The sequence below is a fragment of the Leptotrichia trevisanii DSM 22070 genome, assembly GCF_000482505.1.
GTDB lineage: Bacteria > Fusobacteriota > Fusobacteriia > Fusobacteriales > Leptotrichiaceae > Leptotrichia > Leptotrichia trevisanii.
On sequence record NZ_KI519443.1, the window covers coordinates 51,197 to 75,767 of the forward strand.

General features: G+C 29.8%; 17 protein-coding genes. 4 read left to right on the forward strand and 13 right to left on the reverse strand.

The genetic code is table 11. The features are described 5' to 3' along the window. Window positions 1–62: 62 nt before the first annotated feature. The gene (gene serA / locus K324_RS0109960; protein WP_026748985.1) at window positions 63–1,655 is read right to left on the reverse strand and encodes a phosphoglycerate dehydrogenase; all 1,593 of its coding nucleotides are present in this window, start codon (window positions 1,653–1,655) and stop codon (window positions 63–65) included. Between the two features lie 264 nt (window positions 1,656–1,919). Between serA and K324_RS0109965 the strand changes: the two genes are divergently transcribed. The 4 genes from K324_RS0109965 to K324_RS15605 are packed head-to-tail and all read left to right on the forward strand — an operon-like array spanning window position 1,920 to window position 4,893. Continuing rightward, complete coding sequence (locus K324_RS0109965) at window positions 1,920–2,276, forward strand: Fur family transcriptional regulator (RefSeq protein WP_026748986.1); 357 nt, start codon at window positions 1,920–1,922, stop codon at window positions 2,274–2,276. Between the two features lie 40 nt (window positions 2,277–2,316). Continuing rightward, a complete protein-coding gene (locus K324_RS0109970) occupies window positions 2,317–3,258 on the forward strand; it encodes a metal ABC transporter substrate-binding protein (protein ID WP_026748987.1) in 942 nt (313 codons plus the stop codon). A gap of 51 nt (window positions 3,259–3,309) precedes the next feature. After that, window positions 3,310–4,008 carry a metal ABC transporter ATP-binding protein gene (locus K324_RS0109975; protein ID WP_026748988.1) on the forward strand — a complete coding sequence of 233 codons (699 nt, stop codon included), beginning with the start codon at window positions 3,310–3,312 and terminating at the stop codon, window positions 4,006–4,008. A 42-nt stretch (window positions 4,009–4,050) separates the two neighbouring features. After that, window positions 4,051–4,893: a metal ABC transporter permease gene (locus K324_RS15605; protein WP_084533623.1), complete on the forward strand. Its 843-nt coding sequence runs from the start codon at window positions 4,051–4,053 to the stop codon at window positions 4,891–4,893. Window positions 4,894–4,961: 68 nt separating this feature from the next. Here the strand turns inward: K324_RS15605 and K324_RS0109985 are convergent, their stop codons facing one another. The 12 genes from K324_RS0109985 to K324_RS0110040 all read right to left on the reverse strand — a co-directional run bounded on the left by K324_RS0109985 (window position 4,962) and on the right by K324_RS0110040 (window position 23,948). Next, window positions 4,962–5,156 carry a hypothetical protein gene (locus tag K324_RS0109985; RefSeq protein ID WP_026748989.1) on the reverse strand — a complete coding sequence of 65 codons (195 nt, stop codon included), beginning with the start codon at window positions 5,154–5,156 and terminating at the stop codon, window positions 4,962–4,964. Window positions 5,157–5,215: 59 nt separating this feature from the next. Then, the gene (locus tag K324_RS0109990; RefSeq protein WP_026748990.1) at window positions 5,216–5,947 is read right to left on the reverse strand and encodes a YaaA family protein; all 732 of its coding nucleotides are present in this window, start codon (window positions 5,945–5,947) and stop codon (window positions 5,216–5,218) included. Between the two features lie 60 nt (window positions 5,948–6,007). Next, window positions 6,008–6,658, reverse strand: a complete 651-nt coding sequence (locus tag K324_RS0109995) for a CRISPR-associated endonuclease Cas6 (RefSeq protein ID WP_026748991.1) — start codon at window positions 6,656–6,658, stop codon at window positions 6,008–6,010. Between the two features lie 19 nt (window positions 6,659–6,677). Next, window positions 6,678–8,792 (reverse strand): TIGR03986 family type III CRISPR-associated RAMP protein, encoded by a 2,115-nt coding sequence (locus K324_RS0110000; protein ID WP_026748992.1) that lies wholly within the window; start codon window positions 8,790–8,792, stop codon window positions 6,678–6,680. Beyond that, window positions 8,773–9,207, reverse strand: coding sequence for a hypothetical protein (locus K324_RS0110005; protein WP_211231557.1), 435 nt, complete (start codon window positions 9,205–9,207; stop codon window positions 8,773–8,775). The genes K324_RS0110000 and K324_RS0110005 overlap by 20 nt, the downstream gene beginning before the upstream one ends. Further along, window positions 9,204–10,103, reverse strand: coding sequence for an RAMP superfamily CRISPR-associated protein (locus K324_RS0110010; RefSeq protein WP_026748994.1), 900 nt, complete (start codon window positions 10,101–10,103; stop codon window positions 9,204–9,206). The genes K324_RS0110005 and K324_RS0110010 overlap by 4 nt, the downstream gene beginning before the upstream one ends. Before the next feature lie 2 nt (window positions 10,104–10,105). Beyond that, window positions 10,106–10,945 carry an RAMP superfamily CRISPR-associated protein gene (locus K324_RS0110015; RefSeq protein ID WP_026748995.1) on the reverse strand — a complete coding sequence of 280 codons (840 nt, stop codon included), beginning with the start codon at window positions 10,943–10,945 and terminating at the stop codon, window positions 10,106–10,108. Between the two features lie 73 nt (window positions 10,946–11,018). Then, window positions 11,019–11,615, reverse strand: coding sequence for a hypothetical protein (locus K324_RS0110020; protein ID WP_026748996.1), 597 nt, complete (start codon window positions 11,613–11,615; stop codon window positions 11,019–11,021). Continuing rightward, complete coding sequence (locus tag K324_RS0110025) at window positions 11,608–13,485, reverse strand: RAMP superfamily CRISPR-associated protein (protein WP_026748997.1); 1,878 nt, start codon at window positions 13,483–13,485, stop codon at window positions 11,608–11,610. The genes K324_RS0110020 and K324_RS0110025 overlap by 8 nt, the downstream gene beginning before the upstream one ends. Next, the gene (locus tag K324_RS0110030) at window positions 13,475–15,457 is read right to left on the reverse strand and encodes a Cas10/Cmr2 second palm domain-containing protein (protein WP_026748998.1); all 1,983 of its coding nucleotides are present in this window, start codon (window positions 15,455–15,457) and stop codon (window positions 13,475–13,477) included. Before K324_RS0110030 ends, K324_RS0110025 begins: the two co-directional genes overlap by 11 nt. A 33-nt stretch (window positions 15,458–15,490) precedes the next feature. Then, on the reverse strand, window positions 15,491–16,243 hold the full coding sequence (locus K324_RS0110035) for a hypothetical protein (RefSeq protein ID WP_026748999.1): 753 nt from the start codon (window positions 16,241–16,243) through the stop codon (window positions 15,491–15,493). Between the two features lie 445 nt (window positions 16,244–16,688). Further along, window positions 16,689–23,948, reverse strand: coding sequence for an autotransporter-associated N-terminal domain-containing protein (locus K324_RS0110040; RefSeq protein ID WP_036095612.1), 7,260 nt, complete (start codon window positions 23,946–23,948; stop codon window positions 16,689–16,691). Between the last annotated feature and the right edge of the window lie 623 nt (window positions 23,949–24,571).

Here is a 24,571-nt window from a genome sequence, read left to right on the forward strand (position 1 = left end):
TTCTACAATCACAATTTAATTCTAAAATTGGCACCAACAAATTTATTATTCTTTATTTTTTATTATATTGTCAAATCCAAATAATAAGCCCATTTTATCTGACTAAGCCCTCTTAATTCCTTCAATGATTTTCCACCAACTTCACTATCTACTGTAAGCAGCATAATTGCACTATTTTCACGTCTACCAACGTTCATTGTGGCAATATTTATATTCTCTTTTCCAAGAGTTGCCCCCACAGCTCCGATAACTCCTGGCACATCATCGTTTCCTAAATAAATCATATTATCAGAAATTGCCATATCCACATCATGATTCTTTATGCTGATAATTCTTTCCTCGTTGTTCATTCCAATTGTTCCAACAACGTAGATTTTTTTACCTTCCTCATTTGTTATTACAAATTCTATTGCCGAAGAATAGTTTTTATATTTACGTTCCTTTTTATTTATTGAAATATTAATTCCTCTTTTTTCAGCAAGCGGCTTTGAGTTAATATAATTAACTTCTTCTTTTAAAACTGGCTCCAAAATCCCTTTTATTGCCGTCGAATCCACAAGTGCAGTTTCCTGTTCAGCAATTTCTCCATAATAATTAAGCACAACATTTGTAATTGGAGTTTTTTCAATTTGGAAATAAATTTTTCCTAATTTTTCTGCTAGATTTATAAATGGTTTTACAATTAAAAATTCTTCCCTTCCAATCGCAGGCAAATTTACAGCCGTTTCAACTATTTCCCCACGAAGTCCGTTTAATACCTGCTTCACAACCTGAGTCCCCACATTTCGCTGCGCTTCATAAGTTGTTGCCCCAATATGCGGAGTTGTAATTGCATTTTCAAATTCATAAAGAATACATTCAGAACGTGGCTCAACCGTGTGAACATCGTATCCAAAACTCGTAATTTTACCACTTCTTAATCCTTCAGCCACAGCCTCTTCGTTAAATAGCCCACCACGTGCAGCATTTACAAGCCTTACGCCATCTTTTAGCTTATGAAGATTTTCAGCATTTATCATATCCACAGTTTCTTTAGTCTTAGGCGTATGAATAGTTATCACATCCGCTTTTTCCATCAATTCATCCAATGTTTTAGCCTTTTCACAACTATATCTTTTAAAACGCTCATCTGAAATATACGGATCATAAGCAACAAGTTTCATCCCAAACGCCTTCATTCTCGTAGCAACCAGTCCACCAATTCTTCCAAGTCCGATAATTCCCAATGTCTTTTCAAACAATTCATTTCCTACAAAAATCTCTCTTTCCCATTTCCCGCTTTTTATAAAATTATTCGCCGCAACAATATTTCTCGCAGACGCAATCATCAGCCCAATTGCAATTTCACAAGCCGAAACTGTATTGCTGTCAGGAGTATTTGCCACAATCACCCCATGTGCAGTCGCTTCTGGAATATTGATATTATCTGTACCATTTCCCGCACGCCCGACTATTTTCAGATTTTTAGCCTTATCCAGCAGTTCCTTATCCACCTTTATAACGCTTCTCACAATCAAAGCATCATATTCGCCAATTATATCCAAAATCTCCTCACGTGAAATCCCGACTTTCACATCCACTTTCACATCCCTAGCTTCCTGCAGCCCTGCAATCGCTTCATCATCAATATATTCCCCAACTAATACTCTATACATCTATTTTTCCTCCTAAATTCTAATCCACACATTTATTTATTTAATATATTACCATAATTTGTGCTACAATTCAACAACATCACTTCTTTACGTCAAAATAAATTAATTTTAAAAACTCTTTTACACAAATAAAAAGCAATACAACAAAAAATTATTAAATTCATTTGACAAACTACATTTTTTTATATATAATAAATTATATTTTGCGAATGATTTGCAAATTTGCTAAAGTAAAAAACGTTTTTTATTATTAGGAGTATTGTTATGAAATTAACTAAGAAAAGGCAAAAAATTTTTGAACTTGTACAGGCTTCAAACAACCCTGTAAATGCAAAATTTTTGAAATCACAGGTGGATTTTGATTTATCGACTGTTTATCGGGCTTTGGAATTTTTAGAAAAAAATAATTATATTTTTTCGTTCGACTTTGAAAATGAAAAATATTACTTTAAAGAAGAAAATGCCAATTTTTTTATTTGTGATTCTTGCAAGCATATTGAAACCGTGCCTGAATTTTCAAATGAAGAAACAGAAAAAGAAAAAAGCGAATTAAAAAAACGAGGCTTTTCACTATTGTCACATCTTTCGATTTTTAAAGGAAAATGCAACGATTGTGATTAAATTTATGATTTACAAAAAAATACATATAGGAGGAATTAAAATGAAAAAATTATTATCATTACTTTTATTATCAGCTCTGTTTATTTTTTCTTGCGGAAATAAATCAGAAACTAAAAAAGAGCAAGGAACTACTGGAGGAGCAAAGGAAAAAATTGTAACAAGCGTACCGCCTTTAAGATGGCTTACTCAAAAAATTGCAGGAGATGATTTTGAAGTTATTTCAATTGTGCAGCCAAATATGAATCACGAACTATTTGAGCCAAAACCTTCAGATTTGAAAATTCTGGAAAATTCAAAAGTATTTTTCACTTACAATATGTTGGGATTTGAAGAAACAATTTCTGACAGCCTAAGTGATAAAAATAAAATTGTTAATGTTTTGGATGGTGTTGATAAAAATTTATTTATCAAAGGAGATCATGATCATGACCACGAACATGAGCATGGACATGAACACGGTAAAAAGGAAGAACACGAACATCATCACGAGCATGAAGGACACGGTGGAATTGATCCGCATGTTTGGTTCTCGCTTGACATGATGCCTAAAGTTGCTGAAAATATAAAAAATGAATTGTCAAAACTTTATCCAGACAAAAAAGAAACTTTTGAAAAAAATTACAATGCTTTCATCACAGAACTTAATCAAGTAAAAGCAGAACTTTCACAAAAAATGGCTTCAAAAACTAAAAAATCATTTATGATTTATCACCCTGCATTAAACTATTTCCTAAAAAATTATGCCATTGAAGAAATTTCAATCGAGCAGGAAGGAAAAGAACCATCAGCACAGCAAATAAAAGAAATCATTGATGAAGCAAAAGAACATAACATAACTACAATCTTAGTTCAGCCTCAATTTCCAAAACAAAGTGCCGAAGCTATTTCAAAAGAAATTCCTAACTCAAAAGTTGCTGAATTTAATGTTGACAAGGAAAATGTCTTTGAAAATCTAAAACAATTTGTAGATTATTTAAATTAAAAATTTTTATTCAAAAAAAGAACGAGAAGAAAACGAAAGGATAAAAATTTGATGGCTAACGGACAGAATAAAAAACTTGTGAGTGTACGAAATCTTAACTTTAAATACAAGAATGATTATATTTTGAACGATATAAACTTAGATATTTTTAAAGGAAAAAATGTTGCAATTCTGGGAAGAAATGGTGGCGGAAAATCGACTTTGGTAAAAGTTATACTGGGATTTTTGAGAAAAAATTCTGGCAGTATTGAGTTTTTTACAAGTGAAAACAAAATTGGTTATTTGCCACAAATAAGGGAGTTTGACACTTCCTTTCCCATTAATATTTTTGACTTGGTAATATCAGGATTAACTAATAAAAATAACCTTTTCAGAAGATTTAACAATGAAGAAAAAAAACGTGCTGAAACACTTTTGAAGGAATTTGATATTTTTCATTTAAAAAATAAATTAATAAACGAAGTATCTGGTGGACAGCTTCAAAGGGCATTAATTGCACGTGCCTTAATTTCTTCGCCAGAACTTATTTTTCTTGATGAGCCAGAGTCATTTCTGGATAAGGAATTTGAATTTAAACTTTTTGAAAAAATAAAGGAACTGTCAGATTCAACAATAGTTGTAATTTCTCACGAACTTGAAAAAATCTACGATTACATTGATTCAATTTTTGTCGTGGAAGGAAATATTCAAGTTTATGAGAAAAAGGAAGATTATGTGTGCAGCAATCCTTACTTACATTCACACAAATAAAATTTACAAAATTAAAGATAAATTATTAAAGATTGGGGAATTATGGAATTTATAAAAATTTTTGAATACGCTTTTATGAGAAACGCCCTTATTGTAGGGCTTCTTTCTAGTATATGCTGTGGAATAATAGGAACTTATATTGTAAATAAAAAAATGGTCTTTATTTCATCAAGTATCAGCCATGCCTCTTACGGCGGTATTGGAATAGGAATTTACCTAATTTATTTCTTTAACTTGCCAATAAAAGATCCATTATTTTTTGGACTGGTTTTCTCAATATTGTCAGGTGTGCTAATTTTAGTCCTAAAAGACACTCTTCATGTTGACGGTGATTTGGGAATAGGTATCGTTATGTCAATGGGAATGGCTATCGGAATTATTTTTGCCTTCTTGACACCAGGCTATCAGTCCGATATGTCAACTTATTTATTCGGAAATATCCTTTTATCCAACACCCTAAACATAATTTTACTGCTAATACTGGACACAATTACAGTCACATTTTTCATCATCTTCTACAAAAGCATCGTCTACACCAGCTTTGATGAAAACTTCTACAAAATCCACAGCGTACCAGTAACCTTCATAAACTACTTTATGATAATCCTAATATCCTCCGTCATAATAATAAACATAAAAACAATAGGAATCATCCTAATAATCTCAATCCTGACAATCCCGCAGGCAATCGCAGCCTCACTCGCAAGAAAATACTCAACAATCATAATTTTATCCATAATTTTTTCATTCATCGGAATACTGTCAGGACTATATTTTTCCTACACACTAAATATTCCATCAGGCCCTTCAATTATTGTACTGCTTACGATTTTATTGGCGTTAGTTAAGGTTGGGGGATTGGTGAAAGGAAAATTTTTGAATTAATTTTTATTATAAACAAGATAAACAAAAATAGAGAGTATATATCTAAAACTCTCTGTTTTTTAAATTATTTAATTATTAAAATGCAGACTAATATAATTATAATCTGCCAGATTTTCAGTTTCTGTCTTATATGGTGCTTGTTCTGAAAGTTTTAATAAAAATTTTCTTTTTTCCTCAGATATTTTTTTATCTCTTATCACAGTTTTATCTTTTGAAAATCCTAAAACTCCCAATAATAAAAAAATCAAGATTAATTTATTCATATATATATCCCCTTCACAACTTTATAAAACAATACTTTCTCTTTTACGATCATCTATTGTTACTTTTTCACATAAACAAATTTTCTCTCATCCGACATATCCTCATCAAAAACATACCCATCCAAAGTAATATTTCTCAATTTTTTCACATCACTAATCTTATTTTTCACAATATAATTCAAAGTAAAACCTCTCATTTTCTTCGAGTTTGTACTCACTTGCTTCAATTTCCCATTTGAATCTTCCCAAAACTCAAAATCAATTAATTTATCAGAGTTTATAAGTTTAGAATATTCTTTTGAGGCAAGATTTAAAACAATGTCTTCCTTTTCAAAATATTCATTTACACTTGATTTCCAAACCTCATAAAGCGACTTACTTTCAAAAATTGAATTTGTCATATCAAGCCGATATTCCTTCACATTTGTATAAGGTGTTAAAATTCCATACAAAGCAGACAAAATAACCAGATGCGACTCCAAATATTCAAAATCACTTTTATCAAACGTTTCAATCTTTATAGCCTTATACGCAACACCAGTATAACTTGCCAAAGCATTTCCACTTTTCTCATTTTCATAATTTTGATAAAATCCTAATAAATTTTGCGCTTTTTCATTTTTTAATTTAAACTTTTTCTCAATTTCCTCTACAGAAAAGGTTTTTATTTTTTCAATAATTTCCTTTGTTATTTCTAGATAAAAAGGCTCTTTTTCAATCAAAGAGCCAATATCTTTTATTGGCAAATTGTTAATTTTTTTAGTTTTGCTTGGTGATATTATAATTTTCATAAATTAAATCTCCATAAATTTCAATTTCTTTAATATATCTCGTTTCATTTTTATAAAAATTTATTTCTCAACTTTTACAAACGTTCCATAACCTAAACTTTTTCTTTTTCCAAGCGAAAAATAATCTGGAAATTTCATATTTGTATAAAAATTTCCAATAAATGCTATCATATTTACATTTTTCAAATCTCTTGAAGTTATTTGCAAATCTGCGGAAACATAAATTTTATTTTCTTTCTCAAGCCAAATTCCCAAGCCTTTTAATACTTCTAAAATGTTATTCGTAATCGCTTGTTCCAATGTGTACTCTCTCCTCAAGTATTTAGAAAAATTTTTGTCATTTAATGGTAAATACGGCGTCACAAATCTATATTCATACATTTTATCCCACGTAAACTCTATTTCATCATCAAAAATTTCAATTTCCTTCTGAATATCAAAAATCAAATTTCCATCAATATTTAAATAATCAATTTCTTCAAAAAGTTTCTTATTTATCTCAGTAACATCTTCACCAATTCCCATTATAGAAAGCATATTTTTAATCAGTTTATATTGCAACTTAGGATATGTATAATTATAGCCATCCGACAAGTGATTATGAAAAACCATATTTTCTCTGTACTTATCCGCTAAAAAGCCTCTTAACTTTTCCAAATCTCTCATTGTATGCGTTTCATTTCGTTTGAATTTTAATATTGAGTATTTCACTAGTAGAACTCCTTAAATTTTATTTTGGATTTTTATCCAATATAGATAATAAAACTATCTTTCTATCTCCTTTTTTATTATTAACAAACCAGTTTAAACTATTCGTTTCTCCTTTTTTGTTAATATCTTCAGGAAATGAACTTTCACTAAAATCTAAATCATTTGTTTTAGAAAGTATTGCTTTTAATTCTTTAATATTTTTTCTATTTTCATCAAAATATCTTTTTTCTTTTGCTTTATTTATATAGTCTTCTTTTTTACTTTCTTTTTCAAAAGGTTCAATCAAAAAATCTTTATATTTATCTTTATTTTCCAATAAAAATTCTTTTATTTCGATTTTGCAACTTCCAAATCCAAAGGCTTTCCCTTTACCTACTTTATGCAATAATCCATCTTCAAGCTCTATAGCATAGATCAATACTCCCAGCTCTTCATCCGTTAAATTTTCAAAATTAACATTAAATTCAAATTCATTGTTTATATCCATTAACTCTAAACTCGAATTATATGCAAATTTATTTTGTCCATTTTTATCTTTTGGCATTTCTACTGATTTCCTGTATTCTGAAAAAAGTTTTCCAATTTTTTCCTTATGATGCCAATAAAATTTTCTACCTCGAATACTAACACCTTTATTTTCGTTATAATTTTTCTCAATATTGTCTAAATAAAAGGTTGTTAAAGTAGGGTGTGGCTCCCCAAATGCTTTTAAAGTAACTGGATTTCCATTATCTATCATCTCAGGTTTATAATTTTTAGCATCTTCAAAAAATACCCTTCCAGAAAGTGCTACTAATTCCTCTTTTTTCCCTTCCTCTTTTTTTGTATTATCTCCAATTGTTCCAAATAATCTTTCTGAAAAAGATAAATTATCCAATGAATCACTTGGACGAAACTCCTTTGGTACTAAATCCAATGGAGAAAATTTATATCTCAATCTTGGAATTTCAGAAAAAGCCAAATGTTCTGCTCTTTCTCCATTTTCTACTTGAAATAAAACAGGATCTCCAACTTCTAAACCCTTATCATAATAAAACGATGAAATACCTTTTTCTTTACCATTTTTTATTCTGTCTTTTCTTTGATTTATTATATATTCAAAATCCTGATACTCTTCTTGTGAAAATTCAAATTTCTTGCCATTTTTTTTAGGAATTAATAATTTTTCATATATTTTCCCATGAATTGGCGATGAAAACCATAATACTCCTTGAACTCCATTCTCATCCTCATCATCCGTTAAAAATTTTTTATATTCTTCTGAAGTTCTAATCAATTTTTCTACTACTGTTACTTTATTTTTTATTTGAATTTTAGTTTTTTCCAATTTATAAATTGAATCTTTTAATTTTACTCTCTCTATTAATCCATCTTTATTGTTATATTTCTTTGAAAATTCCTTACCATTATCTTCAAAATTAAATCTTTTATGCCCAATTTCTATTTTTTCTTTCGTCTTAACTTTTATTCTTTCTGCTTCAATAATTACTCCATTTTTACCATTTTCTGGAAGGGATTCTATTATTCCAAATACAGATTCAAATTTCCCTGCACCAATTCTTTGTTCTAATTTTTCATCTTCTACATTTCTAATAACACTGTTTGTTAAAACATCAATTACATTTCTAACCGCACCTTTTAAAGAACTTGCAGGAATTGCAGGTATCCCCTTTTCTCTATAAAACCATTCTTTAGTATGTCCATTATTATCTTGTTCACTTTCTCCCATAACAAATAAAGGTGTTCTATTTACTAATTTACAAACTAATTTTCCAGTATTTGTTCCTAATTTTCTTTTTCCTTTGTCTATAATATCCTTCTCATCTTTAAAAGAAACAAAATTATATGGATATTGTTTCACTTTTACTGGTTCTTTTGAATTATTATTTTTACTAAAGTTTTTATTATTTCTATTATTTAAAAAATTATTTTGTTTATTTCCCATTTCTTCACCACTAATTTTTTTTAAAAATTCAAAATTTTTACCTTTAAGATTATACTCTATATTATCTCCTTCCTGAAACTTTTTTTGATTAAAAATAGCCTTCCCTACAATATGTTTTTCTATTTTCCCTCTAACTTCTATCTCAACTTCTTTTGTGGAGTTATTCATCTTAACTACTTTCCCTTTCATCTTCCTCACCTCCTAAAAATTTCAAAAACTGCACCATTTCTTTGCCTGTAACTTTATTTTTCCCAATCAATATTTTTAAATGACGATATCTTTCCCCCTCTGGATCTTCTTTGACATTTAACAATATTTTTCTATATTTTTTTGTATTTTCATCAAATTCTTCTGAATTTATTTCCAAATATCTATAATCATCTTCTCCGAATTTATAAATTGTTTTCATAAATTTGTTATTAAAAATATAAATTTTATAAAAATCATTAAAATCATTTTCATCTAAAAAATTTAGAGCATTTCCTTCATTTTTAAATGTTTTTATTCCATCTTTTTTTTCATAATTTATATAAACCAGATTATAAACATCATTTTGTAATTCTTCTTTCATTTTTTCCTTATCAAATTTTTTAAATTCCATCATTCCACCTCACTAAAAAGTGTATTTATAAATTTATTTGGATTTTTTACATCAATTTCTCTAAATTCTCTTTTTAATTTCAAATTTTCTCTCAAAAATTCATTTCCTAATTTTATTGAATTTAGAAAATCTACTTCAAAATAATCCTTTAAATTAACTATAAATTTTGTTTTATCTCTATAATTTTCAATTACCATATTTTGAATATTAAATTTCACTTGTCCAAACCCTCTAGTTTTAGAGTTTCCAAGCCGAATTTCTCCTAAATGGCTGTCTCTTAATACAAAAAATATATTTTTTAATTCCTCCAAACTAAGATTATTTACTATCAATTCTGTTACAAATGGTTCCATAGTACACTCATAATTCAATGGAACAGTTGCCTTACCTGTAAATCCATCTATCGGAGTTATATCTCTGTACATAATAACCTCCAATGCTTCATTTATATCTTTTGTATAAAAATTTTCTCTTAAATCTTGATTTTCAAGATAAGCATCTTCTATAAAAATTCTTCCTCTTTGAGCTTTATCTCCCTCTGTCCAACCAAATAAATTGTCCACTTCCTTATGATTTTTATTTTCTGCCTTAAAATTCAATTCATCATCTTTTTTTATATCATAAATTTTATTAAATCTTTCCCTAAGCAACCCTTTTAATGTAGAACCTGGAATAAATATTTCACCTTTTCTTTTATCTTCTTTTTTTGAATTTCCTTCATATTTTACTAAATTTCCTCTTGGCGAATCAGAAGTTATAAACGATATTACACTTTCACTTTTTTCTTTTTTATTATTTTTTTCAGAACTATCTCCCAATTTCACAATCAAAGGAGAAGTCGGCTCTATCTCCAATTTCAATATCAGCCTATTCTCTAATCTCAAAAATTCTTTTACCATTTCTATTCTCCCAATTCCAAACTAAGATTTTTTGTGTCAAACATTTCATTTTGATTCGAGATTCCATAAGGAAATTTTCCAGTAAAAATATATTTAGCTAAATTTTCTTCATCATCTGCTTTAACATATTCCATTTTCAAATTTTCCAATTTACATCTTCCAATTCCTCTCGAAGTTTTTCCACCTAGTAAATCTCCTTCATTTGACATTATATCTCTTAACGCCAGTCCCAATAATTCTAGCTGATAATCTTCAATATTTTCCAATTCTATACGAACATTAAACTGTGTTCCTGCAGGCACCACATCATAGTCAAATTTTGCACCTTTTTCAGTTGCACCTGTGTTTCTATCTATTTTTATCCCGTCTCTTGTCACAAAAACATCTTCTGTTAAACTTTCCATATCAGATATGTGTATTCTTCCTGCTAAAGATTTTACTTCATCTAATTTCTCTGCATTTAATTTTTTTACTATTCTATCTTGTATTTTTTTATTATTTTCTTTTAACTTCTTAATCTCTTCATTATCCTTATTATCAATTTTAGTTTCTAATTTATCCAAATTAGTATACCCAAATATCAATTTTACATCCGCTTCATTTAATATTTCCCCATTATTTTTAATCTTAAAACCATTTCCACTATCCAAAAATCTTTCTAGTTTCGTACTCAAATATCCTCTAAACGATGAACCTGGGACGTAAAAGTTTTTATCTTCATCTAATGAAATAAAAGGTGCATCCCTATCATCTTTTTCCTTTCCACTTCCTATGTGCAAAGCTGTTTTTACTGTTAATTCTCCTGTTATTACATATTTATTTTTAAATGTTGAAAAATCCATTATTTTTTACCTCCATTTTTTCTAAAAATCTTAATTTGGGAACAACCATGCTGTTGAACAATTTATTACTTCTTCAATTTTTCATTTTTTCATCAATTCTTTTTTTACCTAAAATATATAGCAAATATCCTTCAATAATTTTTAATCTTACTTCAGTTTCCTCTTTTATTTCTTTTTTTAAAATTTCATCTGATTTTATAGATTTTACATTATCTACTACTAAATTTTCTACTTCAAATTCTCCTATTTTTTTCTTTTCTATTTTCATTTCATTTTTTAACTTACCTTTTGAAATTTGACAACAAAATTCATTCCAGATAAAAATATAAAATTTTACTGCATATTTTCTTTCTAATTGTTTTTCAATAAATTTTTTTAATTTATCTTCTGCATCAAAAAAACCATAATCATTTTCTTTAACAAAATTATAAAATCTATTAAATTGTGCCAAATTTAAAACTTTTTTCTTATCTTCCTTATTTTTTTCTATTTCATCAAAAATTTTTTTAAAATTAGCATTCTTTTCATAGTCACTCAATATTTTTTCTCTCAATTCTTTTTCATAAATTCTCAGTTGTTCCTTCAATTGTTCTTCTGATTCTTCTTTTCTTTTCCCTTTAATATCTTCCTTCTCTTTTCTTTTTCTTATAGGTACAAAATTATTATTCATTTCCCCCTCCATTCACTTTAAATTCTCTCTCACTACAAATTTTTACTCTTCCAAATCCTTCATTTCTTCTAAGTCCAATTCCATCTTTTTCTATTTTTTCCAGCTCTTCCAAAATTCCCTCAAAATCCTCATTGTCAATACAATAAGAAATTACACTTCCTTGAGTTATAACTATTTCGTCCATTTTTCTCATATTGTTCACAATGTTATAACCTCTCAATTTCTCAACATTCACAAAAGTTCTTCTATTATTCAAAATTAACCTTTTCCTAAATTCTCCAAATAATATTAAAATTTGCTCTCCAACATTGCTAACCTCGTTAAATGGCAAAATCATATCTGAAAGAAAATCAAATGTTATCAATTTTTGTTTTCCTTCTTTTAATAACTTGTCTTTATCATAAACTTTTTCTTTTTTATTTTCCTCTTTTTTACTATTTTCCTTGTCAAATCTTAAAAAATCTTCTCTAATTTGATTATTTAATTTTGAAATTCTCTCTCTAATACTTATACCTTGCTTTTCAGAGTATTTTTCAAACTTAATTTCTACTTTTCCAAATCCTTTTGTTTTATACTTCCCAATTTTTAATTCATATTCCTTCCCAATTTCAAATAATCCTTTTGGAATTTCCACATTCCCTTTAAAAAAAACTTCTTCCTTATTTGCTACATTAGTCAAATCTGTATATTCTGTACTAAATAACAAACTTTCTTCTGTAGTTCGTGTTTTTTCATCAATTTTTATGCTTAATTCTGTTCCCGTTGCATTCAATAACACTAATGAATCCCTTTCTAATTTTATCCCATTTTCATCTTTTTTATTCACTTTATATTCTTTCATTACACTAACTGCTTTATCTATCTTTTTATATTCATCTGCTTCAACAGGATATTTTGTTTTAAATCCACTAGCTAATTTGAATTCTTCTTTCTCATCTCCACCTTTTTTCACAATTTTTTTCACTTCAGCAATTTTTATTTTCAGTAAATCTTCAATTTTGAAATTATTATCTAGTCCATATTGAATAATTGCTCCTCTTATTGAAGATCCTTGCAAAGAATTTCTTAATTCAACTTCGTTTTGTCTGACTTTTCCTTGAAATACCGAAAGTTCTAAAAAATTCAAAGTATAGTTATATTTTTTTAATTCTTTTAATTTTTTTGACTCTGTTTTTTTAGGTTTATTTTTTAATATAATTTCCAATAATCTCTCTATTGTTTCAAATCTATCATTTTCTTTTTCTAAAGTTTCATGTTTCTTATCAATTTCTACCGAAGTAACCCGAAGTTCAACTTTTCCCAGTCCTCTCGATTTCAGTCCTCCAATTTTATCAATATGCAAAAAACTTGCCAGCAAAAATTTTAAATTTTTTTCTAAATTTGTCTCATCTTCATTTTTTTCAAAAAAATTATCACTTATTTCAAAATTTCCTGCAAAAACGTTTTTTGATTTTACAAATTCGTAATTAAATAATGAGTTATCTTCTGCTACTCTAGTTTTTCTATTAATTTTTACACCATATCTATCCCCAATTTTATGATTAATTTCCTCTTGATTTTTTTCCGTTTTTAATTTTAAATCTGAGAATCTAATTTTGCTTGGATTATTACCTTCACTTCCAAAATATTTTTCTACAAATTTTTCTCCAGTTAAACTGTCTCCAAAATATTTTTCACTATTCCCAGCAAAAGCATTTCTAAATTCCAAAACTTTTCCTCTAAAAATCCCTTTTATATGTTTTGCTGAAAAATACGGCATTCCGTTTTTATCTCTTTTCACTTCTACATCAATTTCTTTTCCGATTGTCCCAGTTTCAGCTGTACTTACTGGTGTCAATAATTTCGCTTCATATCCTATTTTAATTCCCACTCTTATTATCCTCCTTTTCTAAAGATTTTTCATCCTTTTGAATAAAATCATAAATCTCTAACACATCAAAAATATTATCAAAAAGTTTCTTAAATTCCTTATTTTCATTATTAAAATCTAATTTCATCTTATCTTTTATTCCCCATAATTTATTCAAAACTTGAATATCTTCCTCGCTCATTTTAGATAAAATATTTATTGATTCCATAATTTTTTCATTATCAGTTTTCGTTTCATCTTTTTTTAAATCATAAATATATCGAATTTTTGTATTCGGAAAATTTTCTTTTTTTAAATCTTTTACATTTTCAATAAGTTTGTCAATACTTTCAGAAACATCATCATCTATTTTGTTAATGCTATATGGCCTTTTTGAAATATGTAATTTATTTTCATTTTTTTTATTATCAAATTTATCAAACCATTTTTTTCTATACCCTTTTATATCAACATTTCCTTCATTACCAATTACCTGAAAATCAATATATCCCGTTCTTTTTGCTTTTTCATCTCTAATCTGATTTTCATTGTATCTTTTCCCTTTAGCCAATTTTTGCAACTTGAGTCCTTGCTCAAATAGTTGGAACATCGGTATTTTCCCTTTTGCAATAACAACTCCACAAGAAGAAGTTATATTTTCTGAATTTTTCACTTCATTATTCTTATTTTCATTTTCAGTAAATTTGTTCATTTTCTCTTCAAACTGCTTTTGAAATTCTGCTGAAATTTCTAGTGCCAAATCCGCTGGAAATACTGCACAAACATCATCTCCACCAACAATCAGAAATTCTCCAATTACAGATTTTTCAATATTTTCCCCTTTTTCATCTTTCACAAATTTTCCATCTTTCAAAATCGGTTTTTTCTTCACAAATTTACCTTTTTCATACATTTCCTTAATAACTTCTTTCAACACATATTTCGTATTTCTATCCAAAATAACACTAAATTTTCTCATAAATTTTAAATATTCTTCTTCAGTTGTATAAACTTTTTTTACATTTTTTAAAAAGTCTCCAAGTCCATCTCCATCACTATAAATAAACCCAATAAAATTATCACCTACAGCATAATCATCAATTTCAGTATTCAAATGAATATCATCTTTAAGAGCTTTCTTTATAATCGAATAAAATCCAATTTCATTCACATCATCTTTAATCATTTTATTAGAATACTTAATTTTTACTGCACTTTCTTCACTAATGTTCAATCCACTTTCTTTGATAACATTTTCAATTGCTTTTATCGTATCTTTTTTCTGTTTGTCAGTGTCATTCTGAAATTTCACTATTCCTTCACTATTTCTCTTTTCATTATTTAATTTCCAATCATAACCACTTTTATGAATATCTATACTGTCTAAATCATTTTCTACACTTTTTATACTTTTCCAACTCACAACTGCTGGTTCCGTTCCCGACAAATCACACTTCACAGCAAACGGCAAATCAATATTTAACATTGGGAATCCTTCACTTTTTTTTTCAGCAGTCTTTTGTGCCAGCTCATCAATCGCATCCCATATTTTTTCATCTTTTTCCATAGGATGAAACTCAGCTACCACTTTTGCACTCGGAGCAATTTCACTATAAAGTTCTTTTATCTCTTTACAAATATTTTTAGCATCTTTTTCATTTTCAACCAAAAATTTAGCATTCCCCGCTCCAACATACAATATTCTTTTATCAATAGCACCATCTATTTTTTCGTCTACCTTTCTTAAAAATTCTTCATCATCACTAATATCATAAATTTTATCTACAAGCCCTTTTGTATTATATTCCAACCCGTACTTTCTCAATATTCTTGGCACTTCCACCTGATTCATATAATCCAAAAGATAACTCGCTCCTCTAATTAATTTCAATTTATTTGTTGAAAAAATAAAATCTTTTATTTTCACAGTTTCAATACTAACTAAAAATTTATTTTCGTCCAATACTTCTTTGAATGTTTTATTTTTATCCATTTCCACTCCTTAAAAATTTATTTTATTTTTTTATTAATTTCTGATTATCATTTCTCCAAAACCACATTCCCTAAATTCTCCCACTCCAGCATATTTCACATACTGAAGAAAACTCAAAAGCATTTGCCCATAATATCCTTGTAATACAATTTCAATATCTCCTAAATATGCTTTTTTTATTTTGCTATTCAATAAATCCACTCTCTTTTCCCTGTACAATTCTCTTTTTACCGTGATCGAATTTAAAATACTCTCTTTTAACCCTTCCATTTCAAATTCTACTTCATTTTTTACATTTTCCAAAATAATTTCCAATATTCTCTCAAATCCAAAAATAGATTTTTTATTTATTAGAATAGGATTAACAATTTTTAAATTCACCTCTTCATAAAAATCAACTACTTCCGTATCCAAATTATCCAATTCTCTTTGTAAATCATATTCACCACACCAAGTATTATTTTTTGTTACAATTCCGTCTAACCTAAAAATTCCTTCACCAATTATGATTTTTTCTTTATTTACAGCTATCTCAAATAATCGCTTTTGTAAATTAGAAAAAACCTTTTGCGATTTAGTTACCACCCTAATTCTACATTTTTTATCTTTCTTCAATTGAATCATTTGATTAAAAAACTCTCCAAAAATATTAGAAACCCTCAGTTCTTCCTTTTTTTCGATTCCTAACACCCCAGCTAATTTTTCATAAATCATAAAACTATACATTCCTGTATTATCTATTATTTTATCTTCCATTGTAGAAAGTTCTAAAATTACACTATTCACTTATTTCCCCTTCTTAATTAGAATTTATACTTTTTATTCTCTTAGTAATTTCTGTTTTTACAATATAATTTGTACCATATTTTTTAAGAAATAACAATCTTTTACAAATATTATTTTAAAGAATTTTTTTATTATCTTAATTAATCTTTATATTTTTCTCTTCCTCTTTTCATTATAATCCTATTATATATTGTATCTATAACCTATTCTGAAGAATATTTAACCTATTTTTTATTCCTTATTTTAATAGATATTCTACCTTTACCCGTTCTACAGAAAAAACTTTGTTTATCATTATTACAGATATTTTTCAGATATTTCGTCTTGTTGATAGTATTTTTACAAAAGCAATATTTTCAAAAAAAAAGAACAGCAAAAATTAAATTTCACTGTTCTTAGTTATTCAAGTTAATTTCTTAACTTAAATTCTTGAGGATTTTATAAGTTAGTAAATGGCTCTGAATCCGATCCCACTTCTGACATTCTTACCTTTAGTGTCGTACCCTGCATTTACTGTTACTCCAAATCTTGTATTATCAATACCAAGGTTTAAGTCAAATTTACCGTTTCCACGTCTGTCATCTTTTTCTCCTCTTATTCTGAACCAATCAGCCGTTGTATATCTTACTCTTCCTCTATTGTTTACATCCCCAACTTTCCCTAGTTCACTTTCATAGGCAGCTGTTAATCCTAACGAAAGGTTCGTTCTTACTGCCATTGGTTGAACATATTTAAATTCCATTCCAACTTCTGGTTTAACTGAGAAGTAGTCATTTCCTTTTACTTCCAGTCTTATTTCCCCTCTATCCTCTTTTATGTTGTTAAATTTCCCATATTCCATTCTTAAAGCTCCATATGGACGTAAATGAGTTCTTTCCCCCATTCTTATATCATATCCTAAATCTGTCTTAATTCCTGCTCCATAAGAATGATAATCGGATTTAGCCTGGAAGATTTCATTTACAACTAAATATCTACGTTTCATATCGTTAATTCCCGCAAATACATCTCCACCGATTGTCCATTGCAATGCTCCATTATGATCCTTTTTCGGCGACATTGTCTTGAATACTCCAGCTTTAAGTATAGTCTGATTTTCTTTTGAGTGTCCAATATCTTTAAATCGGAATCTATTTGTTACAGCTCCTGCATACCAACCACTTGAGTTACCCATTTTAATTTTTTCATCTTCATGAACATAGGCCACTCCGTAAGCATTGCTTGTGTAGTTAATAATTCCGGCTGTATCTGAATTATACTCATTTCTCATACCAAATACTTTAATTTTGTTATTTTGTTTAGATGGATTTCGCCAGTCGTGTTTTAAATAAGTAAATTCTTTATCCAGTAATGAAGCTGTTTCGTTGATTCTTTGCTGCGTATTTCCATATTGATGTCCCATCATTTCATCAAATGCCTGTTGTAATAGAATTCTTTCATTATTTCCTATACTATTCAATTTATCAAACAAATGTTTTTCCCTTGAACCGATAGCCTCTACACCGTATCTTTGTTCCAATCCATCAGTAAAGTTAAAAGTATCCCTCGTTGTTTTCTTATCTCCTGCAAATACTGTATACGGGATTTTTGTCAAATAGGCATTTCTTATTGTGTAGTCAGGCAATTGAGTTGCACTCGCCATCCAAGTTAATGACGCTGAATAAATGGCCCATTTTTCTATTCCTGATGTTCTGATTGTATGATTGTATGGAGCTATTATATCTTGTCCCAGCTGAATTGTCTTATCATTTACATATTTTGTAGCTTCCACTCCAAATATCAAATCTGCTTCCTTCAAATAAGTCAATGCACCTAAATTATTTATTGGCCGAGTATAGTTAATACCTGATGTATCTACATACATTCCAATTCCTGATGTTGATATTTCGTTAGGTTTTTTATTTGGTACATTTACAACATGTACTACTTTAGGAGTCTGTCTTACACCATTTACAGTTATTGTAGCATCTCTTGCTCCTGCCGGTGCATCAATTTTGACTTTATCAATTCCAAAGTCACCTATTGTTTTTGATAAATCTGCCGCTTTTACATCTTTTACCTTTTGTGCTCCTCCAGTGGCTGTTATGTTTATTTCACCACGGTTTATAACGGTTGCACCCACAAGAAGTAATCCATATCCGCCTTCCGCATTGATGTTTATTGTTCCTCTGTTATCCAGTATTCCTTTTACAACTGCTATTCCTATTTGTCTTTTATTATTTGAACCAACTGTTGTAATTGTACCTGTATTGATGGCTCTTGCTCCATTTTCAACAAACATTCCTATATTTCGTTTATTTCCGCTAAGTTCTATTCTGTTGGCATTCCAAGCAACTGAACCTGCTCCTGTGGCATACATTCCTATGCTGTCAGGTTTTGTAACTCTTATTATTCCGTGATTTTCTACATTTCCAAGCCCTCTTGTAACTTTATTTCCTGAACCAGCTGGAGATTCTTCACTGTATCCTGCGGCCATTCCTATTCCATATTTTCTATTATTAGGATCTGTCATTACATCTGAACCTGAAACATCTATTGTTCCATAATTCTTTATTGCATTAGGTGTAGTTGTGGCTCCTTTTGTATAGCTGTAGGCCCCAACATTTCCTATTCCATTTCTAAAGTCTATGTTTCCTCTATTTTCAACAGAACCCGAAGCATAGATTCCATAATTTTCATTTCCGTTTGATTTTAAATTATTGTAGTTTGTTATAGTTCCTGTTTTATCTAACGAATAAGTGAAAACAGAATTATTGTTCAAAGTGATTTTTCCTGTTGTTCCAGCTTTCCCTGTTCTAACGGTATTTCCCTGTCCTGTCATAACATATCCTAATGAACCGTCACCAATCGTCAACTTATCAGTATCACTTTCAAGAGTTCTGTTATTTCCAGCCAGATAAACACCTACTCCTTCTTGCTTATCTCCCAGTGATTTCCCAACAGAAACTTTTGCATCTTCTTCTATTTCAACTTTTCCTCTGTCAGAATAAACTCCTATTCCTCCATCTCCCGCCGAAGTTTCCGAAGCTACTCCACTCGGAACACCGCCTAATCTTACATTTCCACCGTATATTCCTATTGATTTCGCCCCCGCTTTTACTTTACCTTCATTAACAATATGACTATCCAGATTGTTTGCAGAATACATTCCTATACTTGGACTTGCAGCCGAAGAAGAATCTCCTACTGTGATTTCCCCTTCATTTCTAACCTGATGAACTGGAGCATGCGTATTTTTTGCATTTTCAGAGTGCATTCCAATGGACTGATCACCTGTCAATGTTATTTTACCTTCATTTACTATATCCCCATCTCCACCACTTTGGGACATTCCTATCGCCTTAACTCCTGTACTGATTATTTTTCCAGTTGCCCTATTTGTTACTACATTATTTTCTGCACGCATTCCAACAGATTTTTCACCTATAGTTATTTCACCATAGTTGATTCCTCTACTATCTATACCATATATTCCTGAACCATTTTTTCCAATAGTAATTTTACCACTATTTATCAAGTCTGAACCATTTTTCCCATATAAAGCAGACGATTGATCACCTGTCAATGATAATATTCCAGCATTTGATACAGGTGAATTGTCTGAATAAATCCCTGTTACTTTTTGATTTTTAGAAGTAATAACAGTTCCCGCTAATAAATTAATAGTTGAATTATTTGAATTTACAAATACAGTTTCATCATTGTTTATAGTTTTTGTATTTTCATAGTTTAACGTACTATTTTTCGTATTTATATATGTATATTTCTTTGTAGAAGTTAATGTCAAATTATCTTTAAAATTAGTTCCAGAAGTAAATGTTCCACTTTCTAACAAATATGCAGCTGAACCATTTCCTGTTATTGAAATATTCCCAGAATTTCCTAATAGTTTAGTATTGCCTTTTACTGAAAATCCTGCTGATTTTTCTCCTATCGTATGAGTTCCACCATTTATTGTTATATCTGAATCCTCTGCAGTTATTCCAACACTGGCATCATTAACGGATATATTTCCAGTTGAAGTCAATGTTCCCTTGTTCATCAGTATTCCAATGCTCTTTTTAGCTTGTGACAAGTCTATTGTTCCTGAATGGAAAACTTTTGAATCTGCTCTTGCTACTTTACTGTTATCGGCATATATTCCAAAGATATTTTCTTTTCCTGCAAGTCCTGTAATTTTACCTGCATTTTCAATATTTATATTTTTGCTCCAAGTGCTGACTGATGATTTTATGTTATTTTTACCCCAAATTCCTACTCCATTTTTCCCAAGCTGGATTTCTCCAGTTGAAGAATTTTTCAAAATAGAATTGGAAGCTCCAAACAATCCTACACTTGTTTCTGTACTACCATTGGCTGCATCCATTTTAATAAGCCCGTTATTTGTAGCTTGCCCAAAATCCACAACTACCGCTGTTGCACCTTTTTTAGAATAATTTATCGTTCCGTTATTTGTAACTTGTATAGTATCAGATTTCGTAGCCCCTTCAAAGTTAGCCTGAGCTATCACTTGATCAAGTTTTCCTGCGTCAGTCCCGCTTATAGTCTGATTTTTTGCCACTGTAACAGACGAATTTATAAATTCTACCCTATAATAATCGTCTATCTTTGAACCACCAACACTTGTATGATTATCCAAATTAACATCTTTATTAACATTCAATGTCCCTTTAGAAACTTTATATGCCTTGTAATTTTTTCCAGACACTTCTACATGATTACCTAAATGTTTATTTATTGCATCTGGATCTACATCTGACAAATTAACAGCCGTTTTATTAGGCGACTTATTATCTAACACAAATAAAGTAGAATGTTCATCCAGTGACATTTTTAATTTTTTCCCTGATACAGAACCTCCAAACATACTGTTCAACTGGCTAGCAGTCGTTGTTCCTGAACCTGAACCCGGCGTAGTATCCCTAAAGTAGAATCCAGTCGCTCCATTTTTCAATTCAGCAGTCACATCATTTTGAAGCGAAAATTTACCATCAGTATTACTATAGTTTGTTACCCCACCTGTTACTGTCTTAGTGTAATTATAAAACATCAAAGTTCCTTCACCATCAGCTTCCAATGTTAACGCTTTAGAACCTCCTCCTAATTTTACAGTAGCTCCATCTGCAAAAAGCCCCAAAGCCTTGTTTTTAGCTGTTATAGTTCCAGAATATATATCTGTAACTGAGTCCTTTCCTTTTGCGTATAATGTTATTGCCCCTTCTCCAGAAGTAGCAATTTTCCCTTTATTTACAAACGTTCCTTGATTGTACACTCCTGTAACTTTATTTCCTGTTAAATCTATTTTTCCTTTATCGTCGTTTATACCACTTGAAGCCACCATATTTTTCTTAGCATCAGCAGGTTGCACTACCATTCCTAAAGTTCCTTCTAACTTAGCCTTTGTACTTCCTCCCGTGATTTCTCCCTTATTTAGAATTTCTCCACCATTTTGTGAGAACATCCCAATTGCCTTTGTTGATTTACCTGTAAAATTTATTTTTGCAAGGTACACATTTTCGGCAACCGCTTTACTCTTACCATCCGAATTATTTGCAACCATTCCAATATTTCCTGTACTACCAGCTTGATCATCATTTATAGTAATTGTTCCTTTATTTATAGCTTTAGGCGTAAAAGTAGTAGCAGGGTCATCTGTAGTTACTGCTCCCAAATCCACCCTCATACCAATATTTTTAGTTCCTGTAACTCTAATTTTAGCATTTTCCGTATTAGTAATATCGTCGTTGGCTTTTACTTTCAAAACCATTCCACTGTTACCTTGTCCACCTAAAACATGTATTGTTCCGCCATTAACATTCTTTACTAAATTATTATATGCTCTTATTGCTTTAGTTCCCTGCATGCTGTTATCTTCTAATACAGCAATTCCTGATGAAAGAGATTGCTCTTCACCATTTCCTCCTGAAATATTTATCTGTCCTCTATTCTCAAATTTAGACTTATTATTACCTGCTCCTTCCAAAATTCTCGAAGAAAGTTTTAATCCATAACTTTTTATTCCACCTAATGATATTATTTTGTTTCCGCCAACACTTTCTCCATTTATTACCTGTACCACCGTGTTAGGGGCACCTGCAGGTGGAGCATATACTTGTATTCCTATAGAACTATCTCCCTTAAATGAGATTACACCATTATTTATTAAACGATAATAATTTGTAGTCGGTGATGGGTCATCTTTTTCATGAGTTAATATCATTCCTACTTTATACCCAGTATATCCTTTTTTCACCGTTATTTTTGTTTGCCCATAAGTTCCTGTCCCTTTTCCCCCAAGATTTGGAGCCAAATTCAAATCAAGTGATGAATTATTTCCAAACACTCCATTTAAAGCAGCATCTGTTGGTTCTGACTCATCTGTTAATGTTCCACCAACTTCAGAGTTTATTACTTCTCTTTTTCCTGTTCCTGCATCATCATTTTGTATCTCATACCCTACAACGAGTGGTCCAATCATACGAACAGTTGCTTTATTTAATATTGTCCCACCATTCTGTGCATTGTCAAGAGTAGCTATTCTTGAACCACCAACTAAAAAGGGTTGATTATTCCATGGTCTATTAACAGGATCAGGATCTTGGATATTTCCCCTAATAGAATCTATCCTCACATCTCCTTCTACTGTTGCCGTGCCTCCTCCAGAACCTCCACGGTAAGTATAGTCAAAATATGCTTTTAGTAATGCTGAATCAAATTTCGCCCCTGGAACATGTCCACTTGGAGTTGCCCAAGCATAAATAACCGTCGAATTTCCTAAATCAGCTCCATTTATTCTTGGACTATCAGAAGTTCCGTATGACTTCCCATCCCCTGTATGTCGTCCACCATCCACATCTCCTAAAAAGTTTTGTGTCATATAATTCCGATACGAACCCAATTTAATATTAAACGTCGGTGGTGTTGGCAAATCAACTGTTATCGGATTCGGTGCTACAGGATTGAATTTGTCTATTTCTATTGTTGGCGGATTCGGAGCACTTGGGGCTGCTGGTGTGCTCAAAGGAGTAACTGTGTTCACCTGTATTCTTGGAGGTGTTACTGTTACTGGCGATTTTACTATTTCCTTTGGTTTTACTGAGGCTCCAAGTTCGATACGTACCACTGGTTCATAACGTATTTCTGAATTTTCCAGTCCATATCTAGATCTTACCTGGTTTGAAGAAGTTGTTGCCGGGTGTCTGTATTTACCAAGTGCATTTGCTGCTGAGGTGTATGAGTCATAATGGACACTGTCGCTGGAAATTGATCTTAAGAATATGTCGTCACTTCGCTCAAAGATTCCTTCATAAGGATATTTTTGTTTTTTATCCCCACGTCCTCTAAAAGTTCCACGCCAATCATTATAAAAATAATTCATTCCGTATTGCCAGCTGCTCCAAGGTGATTTTGTCACATGATCTCCTTGTTCCATCAATTGAATTAATTCTAAATTTGTATTTTTAAGTAATTTATTGTTTTCTGCCTTTGTTTTTTTCAGTTCCTGCTGTATTCCTCTGATAGATGTGGAAATTACCTGTCTTTGACTTTCTATGCTTGTGCTTTCTACTGCTGAAAATGCGTTAACTGTTGTAAAAAGTGTTCCTGTTATTAAAAATGTAATTAACAAATCATCTGTATAGTGTAAATCCTTACACCTTTTTGCAAATGTTCTCAAACTCTGCTTTATCCGTCTAAAATTATTCATTTTTTCCTCCCTGTAAATATAACTTTAGTTAAACGTAAAATTTTATAAACTTAATAAAATCAATACTCTCAAACACACTACAAACTCTTGAAAATTGAACCGATAAAATCACATAAATTTTAGAATGGGGTAAATTAGCTATAATTTTTATATTTAAATTAAAACGATTTTGTTAATATTAACTGGAAAAGTAGCATAAAAAGTGATTTAAAGTGATTTTAGTGATTTCATATCTATGAACTCTTCCAGTTAAATTTATATTTTCAATCAACAATTAATTTTAAAATAAAAAAAATCTAATTTTTTGTAATAAAATGTGTCAATATTTTTAATATTAAACTTCTCCAAAGCTGTGCCAAATAAATCAAATATTTTAAAATTTGTGTAGGATAAGACTTTAATTCTAATATTTCGTAATAATAAAACACACACAGAGAAAATAACATTTGCTTTTTTCATGCAAAAAAACCAGTTCAATTTTTAAAAGATTTAATAAAAATTAAAAAATTCTTTACGTTCTTAACCCAATTATAACTCACAAAATTTCAAAATGAAATATTAATTTTATAATATTTTTCTATAATTTTATAATATTTATATATATTTTTTTTAAATAAAATTAA

Excerpts from the sequence above, each read along its gene's own strand:
- serA (WP_026748985.1), bottom strand. The coding sequence starts at position 1,655 with ATGTATAGAGTATTAGTTGGGGAATATATTGATGATGAAGCGATTGCA.
- K324_RS0109965 (WP_026748986.1), top strand. The coding sequence starts at position 1,920 with ATGAAATTAACTAAGAAAAGGCAAAAAATTTTTGAACTTGTACAGGCT.
- K324_RS0109970 (WP_026748987.1), top strand. The coding sequence starts at position 2,317 with ATGAAAAAATTATTATCATTACTTTTATTATCAGCTCTGTTTATTTTT.
- K324_RS0109975 (WP_026748988.1), top strand. The coding sequence starts at position 3,310 with ATGGCTAACGGACAGAATAAAAAACTTGTGAGTGTACGAAATCTTAAC.
- K324_RS15605 (WP_084533623.1), top strand. The coding sequence starts at position 4,051 with ATGGAATTTATAAAAATTTTTGAATACGCTTTTATGAGAAACGCCCTT.
- K324_RS0109985 (WP_026748989.1), bottom strand. The coding sequence starts at position 5,156 with ATGAATAAATTAATCTTGATTTTTTTATTATTGGGAGTTTTAGGATTT.
- K324_RS0109990 (WP_026748990.1), bottom strand. The coding sequence starts at position 5,947 with ATGAAAATTATAATATCACCAAGCAAAACTAAAAAAATTAACAATTTG.
- K324_RS0110000 (WP_026748992.1), bottom strand. The coding sequence starts at position 8,792 with ATGAAAGGGAAAGTAGTTAAGATGAATAACTCCACAAAAGAAGTTGAG.
- K324_RS0110005 (WP_211231557.1), bottom strand. The coding sequence starts at position 9,207 with ATGATGGAATTTAAAAAATTTGATAAGGAAAAAATGAAAGAAGAATTA.
- K324_RS0110010 (WP_026748994.1), bottom strand. The coding sequence starts at position 10,103 with ATGGTAAAAGAATTTTTGAGATTAGAGAATAGGCTGATATTGAAATTG.
- K324_RS0110015 (WP_026748995.1), bottom strand. The coding sequence starts at position 10,945 with ATGGATTTTTCAACATTTAAAAATAAATATGTAATAACAGGAGAATTA.
- K324_RS0110020 (WP_026748996.1), bottom strand. The coding sequence starts at position 11,615 with ATGAATAATAATTTTGTACCTATAAGAAAAAGAAAAGAGAAGGAAGAT.
- K324_RS0110030 (WP_026748998.1), bottom strand. The coding sequence starts at position 15,457 with ATGGATAAAAATAAAACATTCAAAGAAGTATTGGACGAAAATAAATTT.
- K324_RS0110040 (WP_036095612.1), bottom strand. The coding sequence starts at position 23,948 with ATGAATAATTTTAGACGGATAAAGCAGAGTTTGAGAACATTTGCAAAA.